This is a genomic window from Variovorax sp. V116 (assembly GCF_041154435.1).
GTDB classification, from domain to species: domain Bacteria; phylum Pseudomonadota; class Gammaproteobacteria; order Burkholderiales; family Burkholderiaceae_C; genus Variovorax; species Variovorax paradoxus.
Genome location: NZ_AP028662.1, coordinates 944,774 through 959,757, shown reverse-complemented (window position 1 = coordinate 959,757; position 14,984 = coordinate 944,774). Strand labels below are relative to the sequence as shown.

The window sequence follows — 14,984 nt, the reverse complement described above, 5'->3', positions numbered from 1 at the left end:
GGGGGCCAGGAGCTGGCACGGATCGTGAGAAGGAAAAGCATCCCAACTGCCGACCCCGAAAGCCACAGATGACCCCGCAAAACATCGCCATCGTCAAAGCCACCGTTCCCGCGCTCCAGGCGCACGGAGAGGCCATCACCAGCCACTTCTACCGGATCATGTTCGAGAGCCATCCGGAGGTGAAGGCCTTCTTCAACGAGGCGCACCAGGCCGCCGGCAGCCAGGCCCGCGCACTGGCGGGCGCGGTGCTGGCCTATGCCACGCACATCGACCGGCTCGAAGAGATTGCAGGCGCGCTGCCGCGCATCATCCAGAAGCACGCCGCGCTGGGCGTGCTGCCCGAGCACTACCCGATCGTCGGCGGCTGCCTGCTGCAGGCCATCAAGGACGTGCTCGGCGAAGCCGCCACCGACGAGATCATCGCGGCCTGGGGCGAGGCCTACCAATCTTTGGCGGCGCTGCTGATTGCCGCAGAGGAAGAGGTCTACCGCGCCAATGCCGCGCAGACCGGCGGCTGGCGCGGCGAGCGCGAGTTCCGCGTGGCGCGCCGCGAGCAGGAGAGCGACGTCATCACCTCCTTCTACCTGGAGCCGACCGACGGCGGCCCGCTGCTCGCGTTCTCGCCCGGCCAGTACCTCACGCTGGTGCTGAACATCGACGGCGAGCCGCTGCGGCGCAACTATTCGCTGTCCGATGCGCCGGGCAAGCCCTTCTACCGCATCAGCGTCAAGCAGGAAGAGGGCGGCCGCGCCTCCAACTGGCTGCACGAGAAGGCCGGGGTCGGCACCGTCTTGCGTGTGCAGGCGCCTTGCGGCGACTTCGTGCTGCAGCCCGCCGGCGAGCGCGTGCGGCCGCTGGTGCTGGTGACAGGCGGCGTGGGCATCACGCCGGCCATGAGCATGCTCGAGTCGATGGCGCACACCGGCCGGCCGGTGCACTTCATCCACGCCGCGCGGCATGGCGGCGCCCATGCGTTCCGCTCGCGCGTCGATGCGCTGGCCGCCCGGCATGCCAACGTGAAGCCGCTCTACGTCTACGACGCGCCGCGCGAATCCGACCGGCCGCATGCGACCGGCTTCGTCACGCGCGAGCTGCTCGCGCAGCAACTGCCGGCCGACCGCGACGTCGACCTCTACTTCCTCGGCCCCAAGCCCTTCATGAAGGCGGTGTATGCGAGCGGCCTGGCGCTGGGCGTGCCCAAGCAGCAGCTGCGCTACGAATTCTTCGGTCCGCTGGAGGCGCTGGAGGCATGAGGCGGGCTACCCCATCTTGTCGACGCTTCGGCTTCACGGGTATAGGATGAAAGTGCACTCACGAGGAGATCCCAAATGCCCGCCCTGAACGCCCCCGAGAGCAGCAGCAGCCGCGCCGTCGAACGCGCGCTGGACGAAAGCAAGCAGGTGAAGAAAACGGTGGAAGAAGCCGCCGACGAGCTCGCCGTCGTTCACGTGGTGCTGGACAAGGGCGTCTCCGAGGACACGCGCACCGACGACCTCGACCGCGCGATCGAGCAGACCGGCCAGATCGAGAAGAAGCTGTCGAAATCGGTCGATCTGCTCGAGAAGGTCGCCGAAGCGCTGGAGACCGAAAGCAACCGCAAGGCGTCCTGAGCAAGCCCCGGCGCGCGCTTCGGCGGCGCGCTTCCTGGGCACCGTCTCCAAGTCGAGAAGCTTGCCTACAAGGACGAGCAGGGCCGGGCCGTACAAAGACCGCATTGGTGGTTGCGTTCCGATGTCCCAAGAGCCTCCAGACGCCGAAAGCGTATGCATGCCGCTCACTACGATCCTTGTCGAGGACAGCCGGACGATCCGGGACAACCTGATTCCCGCACTCGAAGAGCTGGCCGGCGCCCGTGTGGTGGCCACCGCCGAGACGGCCCAGGCCGCCATCGATGCGCTTGCGCAGCATGGCACCTGGCAACTCGCGGTCATCGATCTCTTCCTCAAGGAAGGTTCCGGCCTCACGGTCATCCGCTCCTGCCAGGGCCGCGCGAGCAACCAGCACGTCATCGTCCTCACCAACTATCCAAGCGCTGAGATGCGCCGCCGCTGCCTGGCGCTCGGCGCCGATGCGGTGTTCGACAAGTCCACCGAGCTCGACGCCTTTTTCGAGCACTGCCTGGGCTACCAGGCCCCCTGAGCCTGCGTGCGGACAGCCGTCCATGAAGAACTCTCCCGCCAGAGGCCTGGGCCGTGCCCGCTGGGTTCCGGGCAACCGGGTCTCGCTGCTGGAGAACGGAGAGGAGTTCTTTCCGCGCGTGTTCGAGGCGGTGCGGCGCGCGCAGCGCGAGGTGCTCATCGAGACCTTCATCCTGTATGAAGACAAGGTCGGCACGCAACTGCATGCCTGCCTGTGCGAGGCGGCCAGGCGCGGCGTCCGGATCGACCTGCTGGTCGACGGCTTCGGTTCACCGGATCTCTCCGAGGCCTTCATCCAAGAGATGGCTGCGGCCGGCGTCCGGCTCCGGGTGTTCGATCCGGGCCACAGCATCCTGGGGCAGCGGCTGAACCTGCTGCGCCGGATGCATCGCAAGATCGTGGTGGTCGACGATGCCTGCGCCTTCGTGGGCGGCATCAACTTCTCCGCCGATCAGCTGCTCGACTTCGGCGCCACGGCAAAGCAGGACTATGCGGTGGAACTGAACGGGCCGATCGTGCAGCTGATCCATCGCTTCGCCGCGCGTGCGGTTGCCGCCGACAAGAAGAAGGCGCAGCAAGGCGCGCGCAGCCATCGGCCCGCGCCGCCGGAGCGCCAGCAGGAAGGCAGCGGCCACGCCACCGGCCATGCGCGCGCCGGCGAAGCCGAAGTGTGCCTGGTCACCCGCGACAACTGGCGCCACACGAACGACATCGAGCGCCACTACCGCGTGGCCATCCGCAGCGCACGGCAGCGCGTGGTCATCGCCAATGCCTACTTCTTTCCCGGCTACCGCCTCATCCAGGACATGCGCAACGCGGCGCGGCGCGGCGTCGACGTGCGCCTCATCCTGCAGGGCGAGCCGGACATCCCGATCGTCAGGATCGGGGCCCGCATGCTGTACCACCACCTGCTGCTGGCGGGCGTGAGCATCTTCGAATACTGCGAACGGCCGATGCATGCCAAGGTGGCGCTCACCGACGACTGCTGGAGCACCGTGGGCTCGAGCAACCTGGACCCGCTGAGCCTGGCGCTCAATCTCGAGGCCAACGTGGTCGTGCACGACCCGGCGTTCAATCGCGCGCTGTCCGAGCGGCTCGAGCACATGAACCGCGACTGCAAGCGGATCGGGGCCGCGGACCTGGACAAGTGGAGCAGCTGGCGGCTGGTGCGCAGCTTCGTCGTCTTTCACCTGCTGCGGTGGTATCCCTCATGGATCGCATGGCTGCCGCGCCATGCGCCCCGCGTGACCCCGCTGGGCCGCTGAGCGCTGCGTTCACTGATGCCCGGCCTGAGCCACCCACACCGTCTTGATGTTCACGAACTCCTTGATGCCGTAGCCCGACAGCTCGCGGCCGTAGCCGCTGTCCTTCACGCCGCCGAAGGGCAGCCGCGGATCGGAGCGGACGGCCTCGTTGACGAACACGCAGCCCGCCTCGATCGACTCGGCCGCGATGCGCTCGGCGCGGGCCAGGTCGCGCGTGATGACGGCGGCGCCCAGGCCGAACGACGAGTCGTTGGCGACGGCGATGGCCTCTTCCTCGCCCCGCACCGGAATGACCGCGGCCACGGGGCCGAACAGCTCTTCGTCGTATGCGGGCATTCCCTTGGCGACGTCGGTCAGCACGGTCGGCGGGTAGTAGGCGCCCGGGCCTTCGGGAACCTGCCCGCCGAGCAGGCAGCGCGCGCCGCGCTGCACGCTCTGCGCGACCTGCCGGTGCAGCGCGTCGCGCAGGTCGTGCCGGGCGAGCGGGCCGATTTCCGTCGCCATGTCCAGCGGATCGCCTTGCCGCGCCGCCTTCATCTTCTGCACGAAGCGCTGCTCGAATTCGCGCCGCACCGGCTCGACGACGATGAAGCGCTTGGCGGCGATGCAGCTCTGGCCGCCGTTGACCAGCCGGCCCTTGGTGCACACGCTGGCGGCCAGGTCGAGGTCGGCGTCCTCCAGCACCAGGTAGGGATCGCTGCCGCCGAGTTCGAGCACCGTCTTCTTCAGCATCTCGCCGGCCTTGCGCGCCACCGCGCTTCCGGCCGGGCCGCTGCCGGTCAGCGTGACCGCGCGCACCAGCGGATGCCCGATGGCCGCATCGACCTGCGCATTGCCGATCAGCAGCGTGCGGAACAGGTGCTCGGGCATGCCGGCCTCGCGCAGGATCTGCTCGATCGCGAGCGCGCAGCCCGGCACGTTCGACGCATGCTTGAGGACCGCCGCATTGCCGGCCATCAGCGCAGGCGCGGCGAACCGGAACACCTGCCAGAACGGGAAGTTCCAGGGCATCACGGCCAGCACCACGCCCAGTGGATTGAAGGTGACGAAACTCGTGCGCGCCTCGGTATCGGCCGGCTCGCGCGCCAGCAGCCGCGCCGCGTTGTCGGCGAAGAATTCGCAGCACGCCGCGCACTTCTGCGCCTCGGCAATGCCGTCGCGCAGCGGCTTGCCCATTTCGTGCGCCATCAGCCGGCCCCAGGTGTCGGACTTCGCGCGCAGGATCTTCGCCGCCTCGCGCAGGTGCTGCGCGCGCTGCTCGAACGAGGTGCCGCGCCAGGCCAGGAAGGCCTCGTGCGTCTTGCCGATGATGTCGTCGACCGCGGCACGCGGCATTTCCGCATGGGCCTCGAGCTTCTCGCCGGTCGCGGGGTTGATGGATTCGATGGTCATCTTGCTGCCTGTCCTCACTTGGCGGCCTTGTGCGCGGCCCGCGTGCGCGCTGCCTTGCGGGCGGCATGCGAACGCTCGGCGGGACTCTTGGTACGCGCCGCCTTGCGCGCCGCTGCCGAGCGCTCTGCCGCGGTGCGCTCCTTGGACGCCGCCTTGGCATGCCGGGCCAGCGCCGGCCTGGACGCCGCGGCCTGGCTTTCGTGCTGCAGGGCGCCGATGGTCGCGCGCGAGCGCTTGCGCGACACCTTGGCAGCCGGCTTGTCGCCGGCCTCCAGCGCCTGCTGTGCGCTGCGCCGCGTCTTCTCGGAGACCGTGCCCTTCTTGGGCACGGGCAGGTCGACGCCCGCGCGGCGCGCCTTCGACAAGCCGATTGCAATGGCCTGCTCGGGCGAACGCGCCCCGTGGCGGCCTTCGCGGATGTGCTCGATTTCCTCGCGCACGAACTCGCCGGCCTGCGTGGTCGGCGCCTTGCCTTCGCGCTTGTCGCGCTCGGCGCGTTCGATGGTTTTCTTCTCGGGCATGGTGGATCTCCCGCAGTTGAAATTTCACTCTAGGCCGCTGGCGCGCCGCGGGTGTAGGGCGCCGCGACCTCGTCGATGTAGGCCTTCGACGATGCAGGCGATCACGCGCGTGGGGCGCCGAGTCCTACAGAGGGGAGGCGGCAATTTTTCGCAAAGTGTTCACGAGGCCCCGGCGCCGGCCGCCTCGGCCGGACCCGCCGCGTGGCCTTTCAACCGAAGAGGAGATTTCTCATGCACACGATCAAGGATGTGATGAGCCGGGACGTGCAAGTCATCAGTCCCGATGCGAGCATTGCAGAGGCCGCGCGGCAGATGCGCGACGGCGACTTCGGCATGATGCCGGTCGGCGCGAACGACCGGATGATCGGCTCCATCTCGGACCGCGACATTGCCGTGCGCGCGGTGGCCGAAGGCCGCGGCGCCGACACCAAGGTGCGCGAGGTGATGTCCGACCGGATCCGCTGGGCCTATGAGGACGAACCGGTCGAACGCGCTGTCGCGATCATGGGCGAGTACCAGATCCGCCGGCTGCCGATCGTCAGCCGCGACAAGCGCCTGGTGGGCATCGTGGCGCTGGGCGACCTTGCAGTCAGGGAAACCGAGTCCGAACCCGCGGCCGAAGCGCTGTGCGAGATCTCGGAGCCCGCCTGAGCACTGGCGCCCGCGCCGAGGTTGGCGATTTCCTACAGCGCTTCCGCATCCCTCTGACAGAAGTGGGCGATGCGGCGGCGCAGTCTGGAGTTGGATGTGGTGCGCCCCTCCGGGGCTCCGACGGTGCTCATGTGGAATCGAGCGAGCACGACGAGAACGGGGCCGGACAGGCCGGCGCAAACGCCAATGAGCGTGGCTCGTGGGCAAGGCGCATGGCATGAAAGGCGCACCACGTCCCCCTTTGAAGCGCAGCGGCCGGCCGCTGCCTTTCTTTCTCTTTCTCTCTCTTGCAAACACGGCCGAAAGGATTTCCCCAATGAGCAAGACCCAACTCGATGGCGCCAAGGTCGCCATTCTCGTGGCCGACGGCTTCGAGCAAGCCGAGATGACGGAGCCGCGCAAGGCGCTCGATGCGGCCGGCGCCGCCACCAAGATCGTCTCGCCGAAGGACAACACCGTGCGCGGCTGGAAGCACCACAAGCCAGCCGATGAATTCAACGTCGACATACCGCTGCCGCAGGCCGCCGCGCACGAGTTCGATGCGCTCGTGCTGCCCGGCGGAGTCATGAACCCCGATGTGCTGCGCATCAACGAGGAGGCCATCGCCTTCGTGCGCGATTTCTTCAAGGCCGGCAAGCCGGTGGCCGCGATCTGCCACGGACCGTGGACGCTGATCGAGGCCGACGCGGTGCGCGGCCGCACGATGACCTCGTGGCCCTCGCTGCGCAGCGACCTCACGAATGCCGGCGCCAAGTGGGTGGACCGCGAAGTGGTGGTCGACGGCAACCTCATCACCAGCCGCAAGCCGCAGGACCTGCCGGCCTTCGACCGCGAGATGGTCCGGCTGTTCGCGGATGCGCGGGCCCACGCCTGAGACGGCTCAATGCAGCGGGCGCCCGGCGGGCTCGGTGCGGCCCTGCAACTCGGAGATTCCCTCGGCCGTGTCGTGGCAGCTGAGTTCGTTGGTCACCGCCTGCACGCCCCGCATCTGCTTCAGCTCGTAGAGCAGGTCGTCCAGCTCCCGGGTCAGGATGTGGCCCCGCAGGTGGACGCTGCCCCGGTCGACTTCCACCTCGATCGACCTCGGATGGCTCACGACCCGTCCGAGCCGTGCGCGGATGCGCTCGTGCAGTTGGGAGTCGGTCTCGGGTTCGCCGCCTCCGGTGCGATCGAGCCGGCCGGTGGCCATGTATCCCTTCAGGTGGTCCGCCGCTCTCTTGCCTGCGGATTCGGCCATGTCCGCGGCCTCATGCCCGGCCGCAATGGCCTTGTCGCGCGCGAGCGCCCGGCGCCGCGGGCCGCTCTGGTGATCGAGGTAGTACATGGCCACAGTGCCTGCAGCCACGCCGGCTGCGAAGGAAACGAAATCGCGCATGGTGGTGCTCCTGTTCCTAGTGTGTGGATGGACGACTTTTCACTACTTTGCGCGGGCCGCAAGGGCCGTCTGTCGGACATCGTCGATGGATGGCAGCCGCGGCAACTGTCGTTGCGGCGCGCCCGAATTCCTTCGCACGCGGCAGGGGTTTGCCAACGGCCGAACATAGGCTTGGAGCGTCGCCGTGCCTGCGCGGAGGCGACGTGTTTCGCCACCACACTTGACGGGAGATCATCATCATGAATGCCCTGACCCGCATGGAACGAATAGCGGCTTCACGCTCGGCAGCGAGGTGGACGACAAGACCGCCGTCGCCAGGCTGGAGGACGGCGTGCTGAAGATCGAGCAGGCCTTCGCATGACCATTCAATGGGACGAGCTCCGCACTGCATACGATGCCTGGCGCGCGGAGCGCGACAAGTTCGACCGCTGGATGACGGCCATTGCCGCCGGCGAGCCGTACGACAAGGCCGAACTGCAACGAGACATCGAAGAGCTCGACGCGAGGCACCAGGTCTTCCTGGAGAAGGCCAGGCCGTTCGTGCAGTCGGCCGCCTAGCTCGACGGGCTTGCCATGGGCACGAGGATCGTTCAGTTCCTGGCCATTGCGATCGGCGCTCTCGCGCTGATTCCCTCGGGCGCCCACCTGGCGGCGCTCCCGAACAAGATCGGCCTCGGCCAGCCGGAGTATTTTCTGGTGCAGGGCATCTACCGCGGCTGGGCCGTGCTCGGCTCGCTGTGGGTGGCGGCGCTGGTGGTGAACATCGCCCTTGCGGTCGTCGTCCGCTCGCAGCCCCTGCCGTTCTGGCTCGCGCTCGGTGCCGCGGCCTGCATCGCGGCAATGTTCGCGATCTTCGTGGCATGGACCTTGCCGGGCAACCAGGCCACGCACAACTGGACCAGCGTCCCGGCCAACTGGGAGATCCTGCGGCGCCACTGGGAGTACTCGCATGCGGTGAACGCGGCCATCGTGTTCCTCGCGCTCTGCCTGGTCACGGCGTCGGCGTTGTCCTGGCGGCGGGCGTGACTGCCGCGGCATCCGTGGGCAGCATCGAGCCCACGGCGCGCCACACCATGTGCTCGGCCAGCGTGTCGTACAGCGGCCGGCTGATCATGCGCGAGACCAGGCTGGACAGCATGGCAGCCGCCATCAGGCTCAGCACCATCGAATGGCCATCGACCATTTCCATCACGATGATGAAGGCGGTGAGCGGCGCCTGCGTGACCGCAGCCAGGAAGCCGGCCATGCCCATCGCGATCAGCGCAGGGCCGAGATCGCGGCTGGCCAGCGCGGCCACCGCGTCGCCGATGCCCGCGCCGATGGACAGCGAAGGCGCGAAGATGCCGCCCGGCACGCCGCTCCAGGCCGTGAGCCAGGTGGCGACGAACTTGAGCACGGTGTTGAGCGGCGTGAGTTCGTCATGCCCCTGCAGCATCTGCTTCACGGCCTCCGACCCGGCGCCGAAGGTGACACCGCCGGTGACGAGCCCGATGATGGCCACGGCCAGGCCGCAGGCAGCCGCGAAGCGCACCGGAAAGCGCGCGCGCCAGCGGTTGAGGCGCCCCGGCGCGCCCGTGAGCGAGGCGATCAGCAGGCGCGCGAACAGGCCGCCCGCCGCGCCGCTGAGCAAGGTGACCAAGAGGCCCGGCCCGAGCGCATCCCACCCGAGCCGCGGCACGCGGATCACGCCGAAATAGCTGCTGTTGCCGAACACCGAGACGGCCACCAGGCCCGCCAGCACGATGGCGGTGATGATCAGGCCGCTGGAACGCGCCTCCAGGCGGCCCGAGAGCTCCTCGATCGCGAACACCACGCCCGCGAGCGGCGCATTGAAGGCGGCCGCGATGCCCGCCGCGCCGCCGGCCACCAGCAGCGCGCGCCCGTCGATGGTGGTGCGCGGCGACAGCCAGCGCCGCGCATGCTGCATCACCCCGGCCGCCACCTGCACCGAAGGCCCTTCGCGCCCGATCGAAAGCCCCGCCGCGAAGCCCGCCGCGCCGAGCCCGATCTTGGCGACCGTGAGGCGCAGCGATGCGAAGCTGAAGCGCCGTTCCTCCGGCAGCGTGGCGTGCAGCGCCGCCTTGATCTGCGGAATGCCCGAGCCTCCAGCGCCCGGGAAGAAGCGCAGCGTGAACCACGCGATGGCGGCGGTGAGCAGCGGCGTGGTCAGCAGCACGGCCCAGGGCCACGCGCGGTGGAAGCGCTGGAACGCGCCGAACACCCAATCGCTCGCAAGCGTGAAGCCCACCACGAAGAGCCCGGCCGCAATCGCATAGCCCAGCACGATGGCGCGGTCGAGCCAGGTGCGGCCGCTCGAGAGTTCGGCCCGCAGATGTTCGAGGAAGTCTGGCTCGCGGTTCATGGGTGCGGGCCAGTTTACGCAACCTTCGTGCCGCCTCAGGCCGCCGGCTGCTCCAGCAGTTGCTCGCCGCGCGCCGGGTAGTCGTTCTTGATGACGAAGTCCAGCGCCTGCACCATCTCGGCGAAGTTGGGCCGCACGAAGGGCATCGATTGCACGGACAGGTAGTAGACCGTGTTGTCGGGCCTGATGAGGAACAGGCCGGGCTCGGAAAACAGCGCCGGCTCGTCGATGCCGATGGAGGTCTTGCCCCGGCTCGCCGAGATGTACAGGCCCCACTTCCCGGCGTCCGCGAGCGACAGGCCATGGCCGATGCGCAGCTTGGCCGCGCCGATCTTGTCGGCCATGGCGCGGGCACGCGCCTCATCGTCGGAACTGATCGCGATGGTGGCCACGCCGCGCTCAGCGAAGGCCGGCGTCAGCCGCTCGAGTTCCTTCAGGTAGCTGGCGCAGATCGGGCAATGCAGCCCACGGTAGAAGCACACCAGCGTCATGCGCTCGGGCTTTTCGTCGATCAGCCGGAAGCGGCCGGCGCCGAGGGTGTCGACGCTCAGGTCCGGGGCTTGTTGGCGTGGAATCAGCATGGGGGTTGCTCCTTGAATAAAGCGGAGGGTTGCAAACAAGGCCCAAAGATCTCATGCTCGGCGCCATGAAACGTCCGACTTTCATGACTCAAAGTCCGAATCCACCCAAGATGGACCGGCTCGCCGCCTTCGTCGAGGTGTTCAAGCTGCGCGTGGCGGTGCTTGCACCGGGCGAGCCCGGCACGCCGGCCCTGCTGCTCGCGGGCCCGGAAGACGGCAGCGCAGGCCGGGTGGTCTTCCGGCCCGGCGGCTTTTCCGAACTGCCGCCCGATGCGCGCATCGCGGCCAGCGTCGATTTCGACAACGAGGCCAATCCGCTGATGAGCGCGATGCCCGAGGAGGTCTCGGTGCCGCTGGACGGCTCGCCGTCGCTGCAGGCCACCGCCGCAGCCTTCATGGCGGAAGCGGCGGGGAGCCGCTGCGGCCGCAGCGCGGCGCTGAACCGGCTCGCCGAGGTGCTGGTGCTGATGGCGCTCCGGAGCGCGATCGATGCGGGCACGCAGAAGCCGGGCCTGTTCGCCGCGCTCGCGCATCCTTCGCTGCACCGGGCCGTGGTGTCGATCCACGACATGCCGTCGCGGCAGTGGACCGTCGACGACCTGGCGAGCCGGTCGGCCATGTCCAGGAGCACCTTCATGTCGACCTTCCGCACGATCGTCGGCACCACGCCCATGGCCTACCTTGGCGCATGGCGCCTGACGCTGGCGCGCCGCTATCTGATGGCCGGCGACCCGGTCAAGCTCGCGGCCCGCCGCACCGGGTTCGGCAGCGCCGAGGCTTTCTCCAGAGCCTTTTCAAAAGCGTACGGCCACGCACCCGCGGCCCTGAAACCGGCGCGGGTCGGCCAGCCGAAGATGTGGTGAGGCGAACGCGCCCGTTGCCGCGATGCCGTCAGCGGCGCTGCGCACGCACGGCGTCGACCACCGACAGCACGGCGTCCACCACCGCCTGCGGCTCGTCGAACTGGATGTCGTGCCCGGCGCCCGCCACCAGCAGCTGCCTGCCGCGCGAGGACCACGCCGCCATTTCCCCGTGCATGTGCTGCCAGATGGCCTGGACCTGCCGGCCCTGCTCGGGCGTGAGCTTCATTCCGCGCAGTTCCGCGGCGGTGTATGGCGCCATTGCGGTCAGCACCACCAGCGGACGATCGCCCAGGTGCTGGAAGTCCATGGCTTCGGCCAGCGAGGCGTCGACCGCATCGCTTTCGGCGAGCTGCGTGCGCAGCGACTTGGGCGCGAAGGCGCGGACCGCCTGCATGTCCTGTGCGCTGTGGTGCGGGCTCTCCGGCAGCAGCACCGGCGCGGCCGCGCGCAGCACGCCGAACGGTGCCAGCGCAATGCCGATGCGCGAGCGCATCGAGCGCGATTCGGTCATGAAATGCGCCACGCGCTCGACCTGCTCCGGATGCGACGGATCGACCAGCACCAGCCCCGCGACCTCGGCGCCGAAGCGATGCGTGAAGCCCAGCGCGTAGAGCCCGCCCAGCGATTGGCCGGCCAGCACGAAGGGGCCGCGTTCGCCCGACTTGGCCAGCACGGCATGCAGGTCGTGCACCGCCTGCGCTGCGCCCGGCGGCGTGTTCGAAGGATCGCTCCACATCAGCCCCGCACGGCTGTAGGCGCATGTGCGCGTGTGCGCCGCGACCTTCGGCTGCACGGCCGACCAGCTCAGCGATCCGTCCACGCTCAGGCCCGCTTCGAACACCACGGTGGGCGAGCCGGTGCCGCGGCAGTCGAGCTGGATGCGGCGTCCGGCGCCGACGTCGACCATCTTCCCGGGCGCCGGGAAGTCTCGTACCGCGCGGTAACGACCGATCTGCTCGTAGGCAATGCCGGCCAGAGCCGCCAGCACGGCGAGCGCCGCAACCGCGGCAAGGCCGGCGCGCAGCGTGCTGTGTCTTGAAGTTCTCACTGTGCGGCTTTATGGCATGAAGACGCCGCTCGCGCCATGGGTTGATTTTATATAAGTTACCTATATCGTAGGCAGACTACGATCTGGACAGATATTTCAAGTTTGCCATTACTTGAAAAAAGTGCTTGAATCGCAGTATGGCTACGATTGGAAAGAGCAAACTAAACGCGCTCTATACCCGCCTGGTCCCTGGAATTCCACTGACCTCAGAAGACTTGGCGGCCCTGGGGATCTCCGCGGACCTGGCCGTGCACTATGTGCGCGCCGGCTGGCTCACGCGTCTGACACGCGGCGTGTTCTGTCGTCCCAACGACACCCTGGCCCTGCATCCGAGCCTCCTTCTGCTGCAGCGACAGCTGGCGGGCTTGCACGTGGGCGGCAAGTCGGCGCTGGACTGGTACGGCGTGCGCCAGTATGTGGCGCAGCAGCCAGTACTTCAGCTTTATGGTTGGGCGGCGGGGCACCTGCCGGACTGGTTCACTGGGCGCTTTCCGGCCGAGTACCACCGCAAGCGGCTGTTCGACGAACAACCGGGCGCCTTGCTGCACGCCGGCCCTTTCGAGAAGCGCGACGGGGCGGCGCAGGTGGCTGAACCGGAGCGCGCCTTGTTGGAGTTGCTGAGCGAGGTAGGCGTACGCCAGCCGCTGCAGGAAGCCCGCGAACTTGTGGAGAGCACCTACAGCCTGCGCGCCAATGTGCTGGGCGAGCTGCTGCGGCGGTGCACGAGCGTCAAGACCGTACGGTTGTGCCTGCAGCTCGGCCGCGAGGCCTCTGTGCCCTGGGCGGCCAAGCTCGATCCAGCCACGCTGCCAACGGGCAGCGGCCGGCCCTGGGTGTCCCGTTCGGCCGACGGCCTGTTGGTGCTCAAGCCATGAACCCCGCCTATCTGGAGACCGCGCGCCTGTTGATACAGGTGGCGCCGCTCGTCTTTGCGGACGACACCTTCGCCCTGAAGGGTGGCACCGCGATCAATCTGTTCGTGCGCGACATGCCGCGCCTGTCGGTGGACCTGGATCTGGTATTCCCCGATCACACGCTGCCGCGCGACGCGGCGCTGGCGCGCTTCAACGAAGCTATTCGCCAAGCGTCTGAGCGCTTGAAGAGGCGAGGCTTCCAGACGCACGCCCCGGCAGCGCTGGCAGGCGAAACCAAGCTGCTGGTGCGCCGCGGCTCGGTTCAGGTGAAGATCGAAGTCAACTTCGTGATGCGGGGCACCGTGCGGCCGGTGCGCCGAGCCGCGCTCACGCCGGCCGCGCGTGACATCTTGATGGCTGACCTGGAGATTCCGGTGGTGTCGCTGGAGGACGTGTACGGCGGCAAGCTGGTGGCGACGCTGGACCGCCAGCATCCGCGCGACCTGTTCGACGTGATGCAGCTCTTTGCGCATGAAGGCATCACACCCGGCATCCGCCGCGCCTTCGTGGTCTACCTGGCCAGCAGCAACCGGCCGGTGCACGAAGTGCTGTTTCCGCCGCTGCGCGACATCCGGCACGACTTCGAGCACAACTTCCAGGGCATGACGGCCGAGCCGGTGCCGCTCGACGCACTGCTCGCGGCCCGGGAGCGCCTCACGCGTGAGATCCAGCAGGGGCTCGACGACGATGAGCGGCGCTTCCTGCGATCGCTGGTCGCCGGCGCACCCGAGTGCGCGCTGCCAGGCATCGGGCATCTGGAAGATCTCCCGGGCGTGCGATGGAAGCTCCACAACCTGGCGCAGCTGCAAAAGACAAACCCGAAGAAGTTTGCCGAACAGGCCGAGACGCTGACCGCTCGGCTGGCCACCGTGGCTTCGAGTGCGAGTGTCCCGCTGTCTTCAAGGAAGGAATGAGCATGGACATCCGTCAGCTGCGCTATTTCGTCAAGGTCGTCGAGCTCAAGAACATCACGACCGCGGCGGAGGCGCTTTTCATCGCCCAGCCTTCCTTGAGCCAGCACATGGCCAATCTGGAGTCGGAGCTCGGCGTCACCTTGCTGGAACGCAGTGTTCACGGCACGCGGGCCACGGCCATCGGCGAGCTGCTCTATCGCCATGCGAAGACGATCCTGCGGCAGTTCGAAGACACCCGCTCGGCCATCCGGCAGGAGAGCGAATCGCCTTCGGGCCGGGTGGCCATCGGGTTCCCGACCAGCACCTCGCGCATCCTGGCCGCGCCGCTGCTGGCGCGGCTGCAGGAGCGCTATCCGCTGATCGAACTGGAAATGGTGGAGGCCTCCAGCGGGGACTTGACGGGGCAGGTGGCGGCCGACCGGCTGGCGCTGGCGGTCACGATGGATGCCCGGGCCGATTCGCGCCTGCGCATCGAGCCGATCCTGGAGGAAGAACTGTTCGTGGTGGTGGCCTCGTCGCAAAAAGCACCGCGCGCCTTCGGCATCGAGGCCTTTGCCAAGCTGCCGCTGCTGCTGCCCACGCATCCGAATTCGGTGCGCGTGGCCACCGAGCGGCTGCTGCGCGATCGCCAACTGAAATTCCGCCTGGTGGCCGAAACCAGCGCAGTGGAAATCCTGATCCTGGCCGTCGAGCGCGGGCTCGGTGCCACGGTGCTGCCGACCGCGGCCTTTGCGCTGGCGCAGCAGCATGGCCGCGTGCGCGGCGTTCCCATCAAGGGACGGCCGCTGCTGCGCGAGCTGTCGCTGAGCCTGTCGGCCCCGGCGGCGCACAGTCCCGCCGTGCAATGCGTGCGCGAACTGCTGCTGCAAGTGATCGACGAGGAGATCGCAAGCAAGCGCTGGAAGGGCGTGCGGCGGTTCAGCGACGCAGGCTAGGGCGGTGCGCTCCTTCGCGAGCACC

Annotated in this window: 19 protein-coding genes; 13 read left to right on the top strand and 6 right to left on the bottom strand. The window is 68.4% G+C overall.

Annotated elements, in window-relative coordinates:
• Window positions 1-68 precede the first annotated feature (68 nt).
• The 4 genes from hmpA to clsB all read left to right on the top strand — a co-directional run bounded on the left by hmpA (window position 69) and on the right by clsB (window position 3,403).
• Complete coding sequence (gene hmpA, locus ACAM58_RS30530) at window positions 69-1,253, top strand: NO-inducible flavohemoprotein (RefSeq protein ID WP_369664613.1); 1,185 nt, start codon at window positions 69-71, stop codon at window positions 1,251-1,253.
• 75 nt (window positions 1,254-1,328) lie between these two features.
• On the top strand, window positions 1,329-1,610 hold the full coding sequence (locus ACAM58_RS30525; protein ID WP_018906986.1) for a hypothetical protein: 282 nt from the start codon (window positions 1,329-1,331) through the stop codon (window positions 1,608-1,610).
• A 157-nt stretch (window positions 1,611-1,767) separates the two neighbouring features.
• The gene (locus ACAM58_RS30520) at window positions 1,768-2,139 is read left to right on the top strand and encodes a response regulator (RefSeq protein ID WP_369664612.1); all 372 of its coding nucleotides are present in this window, start codon (window positions 1,768-1,770) and stop codon (window positions 2,137-2,139) included.
• Between the two features lie 22 nt (window positions 2,140-2,161).
• Window positions 2,162-3,403, top strand: coding sequence for a cardiolipin synthase ClsB (clsB, locus tag ACAM58_RS30515; protein WP_369664611.1), 1,242 nt, complete (start codon window positions 2,162-2,164; stop codon window positions 3,401-3,403).
• Between the two features lie 9 nt (window positions 3,404-3,412).
• Here the strand turns inward: clsB and ACAM58_RS30510 are convergent, their stop codons facing one another.
• Window positions 3,413-4,795 carry an NAD-dependent succinate-semialdehyde dehydrogenase gene (locus ACAM58_RS30510; RefSeq protein WP_369664610.1) on the bottom strand — a complete coding sequence of 461 codons (1,383 nt, stop codon included), beginning with the start codon at window positions 4,793-4,795 and terminating at the stop codon, window positions 3,413-3,415.
• Between the two features lie 14 nt (window positions 4,796-4,809).
• The gene (locus ACAM58_RS30505; protein ID WP_369664609.1) at window positions 4,810-5,316 is read right to left on the bottom strand and encodes a transcription elongation factor; all 507 of its coding nucleotides are present in this window, start codon (window positions 5,314-5,316) and stop codon (window positions 4,810-4,812) included.
• 231 nt (window positions 5,317-5,547) lie between these two features.
• Here ACAM58_RS30505 and ACAM58_RS30500 point away from each other — a divergent pair, with 231 nt between their 5' ends.
• Both ACAM58_RS30500 and ACAM58_RS30495 read left to right on the top strand, forming a co-directional pair.
• The gene (locus ACAM58_RS30500) at window positions 5,548-5,967 is read left to right on the top strand and encodes a CBS domain-containing protein (RefSeq protein ID WP_015866352.1); all 420 of its coding nucleotides are present in this window, start codon (window positions 5,548-5,550) and stop codon (window positions 5,965-5,967) included.
• A 316-nt stretch (window positions 5,968-6,283) separates the two neighbouring features.
• A complete protein-coding gene (locus ACAM58_RS30495) occupies window positions 6,284-6,841 on the top strand; it encodes a type 1 glutamine amidotransferase domain-containing protein (RefSeq protein WP_018906990.1) in 558 nt (185 codons plus the stop codon).
• A 6-nt stretch (window positions 6,842-6,847) separates the two neighbouring features.
• On the opposite strand, the gene ACAM58_RS30490 is transcribed toward ACAM58_RS30495, so the two are convergent.
• On the bottom strand, window positions 6,848-7,342 hold the full coding sequence (locus ACAM58_RS30490; RefSeq protein WP_018906991.1) for a BON domain-containing protein: 495 nt from the start codon (window positions 7,340-7,342) through the stop codon (window positions 6,848-6,850).
• Window positions 7,343-7,562: 220 nt separating this feature from the next.
• Here ACAM58_RS30490 and ACAM58_RS30485 point away from each other — a divergent pair, with 220 nt between their 5' ends.
• The 3 genes from ACAM58_RS30485 to ACAM58_RS30475 are packed head-to-tail and all read left to right on the top strand — an operon-like array spanning window position 7,563 to window position 8,368.
• The gene (locus ACAM58_RS30485; RefSeq protein ID WP_018904114.1) at window positions 7,563-7,703 is read left to right on the top strand and encodes an Hsp20/alpha crystallin family protein; all 141 of its coding nucleotides are present in this window, start codon (window positions 7,563-7,565) and stop codon (window positions 7,701-7,703) included.
• Complete coding sequence (locus tag ACAM58_RS30480; protein ID WP_018904115.1) at window positions 7,700-7,900, top strand: hypothetical protein; 201 nt, start codon at window positions 7,700-7,702, stop codon at window positions 7,898-7,900. Before ACAM58_RS30485 ends, ACAM58_RS30480 begins: the two co-directional genes overlap by 4 nt.
• 15 nt (window positions 7,901-7,915) lie before the next feature.
• A complete protein-coding gene (locus ACAM58_RS30475) occupies window positions 7,916-8,368 on the top strand; it encodes a DUF1772 domain-containing protein (protein ID WP_369664608.1) in 453 nt (150 codons plus the stop codon).
• Here the strand turns inward: ACAM58_RS30475 and ACAM58_RS30470 are convergent.
• Complete coding sequence (locus tag ACAM58_RS30470) at window positions 8,334-9,704, bottom strand: chloride channel protein (protein WP_369664607.1); 1,371 nt, start codon at window positions 9,702-9,704, stop codon at window positions 8,334-8,336. The genes ACAM58_RS30475 and ACAM58_RS30470 overlap by 35 nt on opposite strands.
• 35 nt (window positions 9,705-9,739) lie before the next feature.
• Window positions 9,740-10,285, bottom strand: coding sequence for a peroxiredoxin-like family protein (locus ACAM58_RS30465; RefSeq protein WP_015866358.1), 546 nt, complete (start codon window positions 10,283-10,285; stop codon window positions 9,740-9,742).
• 83 nt (window positions 10,286-10,368) lie between these two features.
• On the opposite strand from ACAM58_RS30465, the gene ACAM58_RS30460 reads away from it, so the two are divergent.
• The gene (locus ACAM58_RS30460) at window positions 10,369-11,148 is read left to right on the top strand and encodes an AraC family transcriptional regulator (RefSeq protein ID WP_369664606.1); all 780 of its coding nucleotides are present in this window, start codon (window positions 10,369-10,371) and stop codon (window positions 11,146-11,148) included.
• Between the two features lie 28 nt (window positions 11,149-11,176).
• On the opposite strand, the gene ACAM58_RS30455 is transcribed toward ACAM58_RS30460, so the two are convergent.
• Window positions 11,177-12,196 (bottom strand): alpha/beta fold hydrolase, encoded by a 1,020-nt coding sequence (locus tag ACAM58_RS30455; RefSeq protein WP_369664605.1) that lies wholly within the window; start codon window positions 12,194-12,196, stop codon window positions 11,177-11,179.
• Between the two features lie 137 nt (window positions 12,197-12,333).
• Between ACAM58_RS30455 and ACAM58_RS30450 the strand changes: the two genes are divergently transcribed.
• Genes ACAM58_RS30450 through ACAM58_RS30440 form a run of 3 tightly spaced genes read left to right on the top strand, consistent with a single transcriptional unit; the run spans window position 12,334 to window position 14,959 of the window.
• A complete protein-coding gene (locus ACAM58_RS30450) occupies window positions 12,334-13,071 on the top strand; it encodes a type IV toxin-antitoxin system AbiEi family antitoxin domain-containing protein (RefSeq protein WP_018904120.1) in 738 nt (245 codons plus the stop codon).
• Window positions 13,068-14,024 carry a nucleotidyl transferase AbiEii/AbiGii toxin family protein gene (locus tag ACAM58_RS30445; protein ID WP_018904121.1) on the top strand — a complete coding sequence of 319 codons (957 nt, stop codon included), beginning with the start codon at window positions 13,068-13,070 and terminating at the stop codon, window positions 14,022-14,024. The genes ACAM58_RS30450 and ACAM58_RS30445 overlap by 4 nt, the downstream gene beginning before the upstream one ends.
• A gap of 2 nt (window positions 14,025-14,026) precedes the next feature.
• A complete protein-coding gene (locus ACAM58_RS30440; protein WP_038106943.1) occupies window positions 14,027-14,959 on the top strand; it encodes a LysR family transcriptional regulator in 933 nt (310 codons plus the stop codon).
• The last annotated feature ends 25 nt before the right edge of the window (window positions 14,960-14,984 follow it).

What these genes read in the sequence shown, in the direction of transcription:
- hmpA (WP_369664613.1), top strand. Translation starts at nt 69, where the DNA reads ATGACCCCGCAAAACATCGCCATCGTCAAAGCCACCGTTCCCGCGCTC.
- ACAM58_RS30495 (WP_018906990.1), top strand. Translation starts at nt 6,284, where the DNA reads ATGAGCAAGACCCAACTCGATGGCGCCAAGGTCGCCATTCTCGTGGCC.
- ACAM58_RS30450 (WP_018904120.1), top strand. Translation starts at nt 12,334, where the DNA reads ATGGCTACGATTGGAAAGAGCAAACTAAACGCGCTCTATACCCGCCTG.
- ACAM58_RS30525 (WP_018906986.1), top strand. Translation starts at nt 1,329, where the DNA reads ATGCCCGCCCTGAACGCCCCCGAGAGCAGCAGCAGCCGCGCCGTCGAA.
- ACAM58_RS30475 (WP_369664608.1), top strand. Translation starts at nt 7,916, where the DNA reads ATGGGCACGAGGATCGTTCAGTTCCTGGCCATTGCGATCGGCGCTCTC.
- ACAM58_RS30440 (WP_038106943.1), top strand. Translation starts at nt 14,027, where the DNA reads ATGGACATCCGTCAGCTGCGCTATTTCGTCAAGGTCGTCGAGCTCAAG.
- ACAM58_RS30490 (WP_018906991.1), bottom strand. Translation starts at nt 7,342, where the DNA reads ATGCGCGATTTCGTTTCCTTCGCAGCCGGCGTGGCTGCAGGCACTGTG.
- ACAM58_RS30520 (WP_369664612.1), top strand. Translation starts at nt 1,768, where the DNA reads ATGCCGCTCACTACGATCCTTGTCGAGGACAGCCGGACGATCCGGGAC.
- ACAM58_RS30500 (WP_015866352.1), top strand. Translation starts at nt 5,548, where the DNA reads ATGCACACGATCAAGGATGTGATGAGCCGGGACGTGCAAGTCATCAGT.
- ACAM58_RS30445 (WP_018904121.1), top strand. Translation starts at nt 13,068, where the DNA reads ATGAACCCCGCCTATCTGGAGACCGCGCGCCTGTTGATACAGGTGGCG.
- clsB (WP_369664611.1), top strand. Translation starts at nt 2,162, where the DNA reads ATGAAGAACTCTCCCGCCAGAGGCCTGGGCCGTGCCCGCTGGGTTCCG.
- ACAM58_RS30510 (WP_369664610.1), bottom strand. Translation starts at nt 4,795, where the DNA reads ATGACCATCGAATCCATCAACCCCGCGACCGGCGAGAAGCTCGAGGCC.
- ACAM58_RS30470 (WP_369664607.1), bottom strand. Translation starts at nt 9,704, where the DNA reads ATGAACCGCGAGCCAGACTTCCTCGAACATCTGCGGGCCGAACTCTCG.
- ACAM58_RS30480 (WP_018904115.1), top strand. Translation starts at nt 7,700, where the DNA reads ATGACCATTCAATGGGACGAGCTCCGCACTGCATACGATGCCTGGCGC.
- ACAM58_RS30465 (WP_015866358.1), bottom strand. Translation starts at nt 10,285, where the DNA reads ATGCTGATTCCACGCCAACAAGCCCCGGACCTGAGCGTCGACACCCTC.
- ACAM58_RS30460 (WP_369664606.1), top strand. Translation starts at nt 10,369, where the DNA reads ATGACTCAAAGTCCGAATCCACCCAAGATGGACCGGCTCGCCGCCTTC.
- ACAM58_RS30505 (WP_369664609.1), bottom strand. Translation starts at nt 5,316, where the DNA reads ATGCCCGAGAAGAAAACCATCGAACGCGCCGAGCGCGACAAGCGCGAA.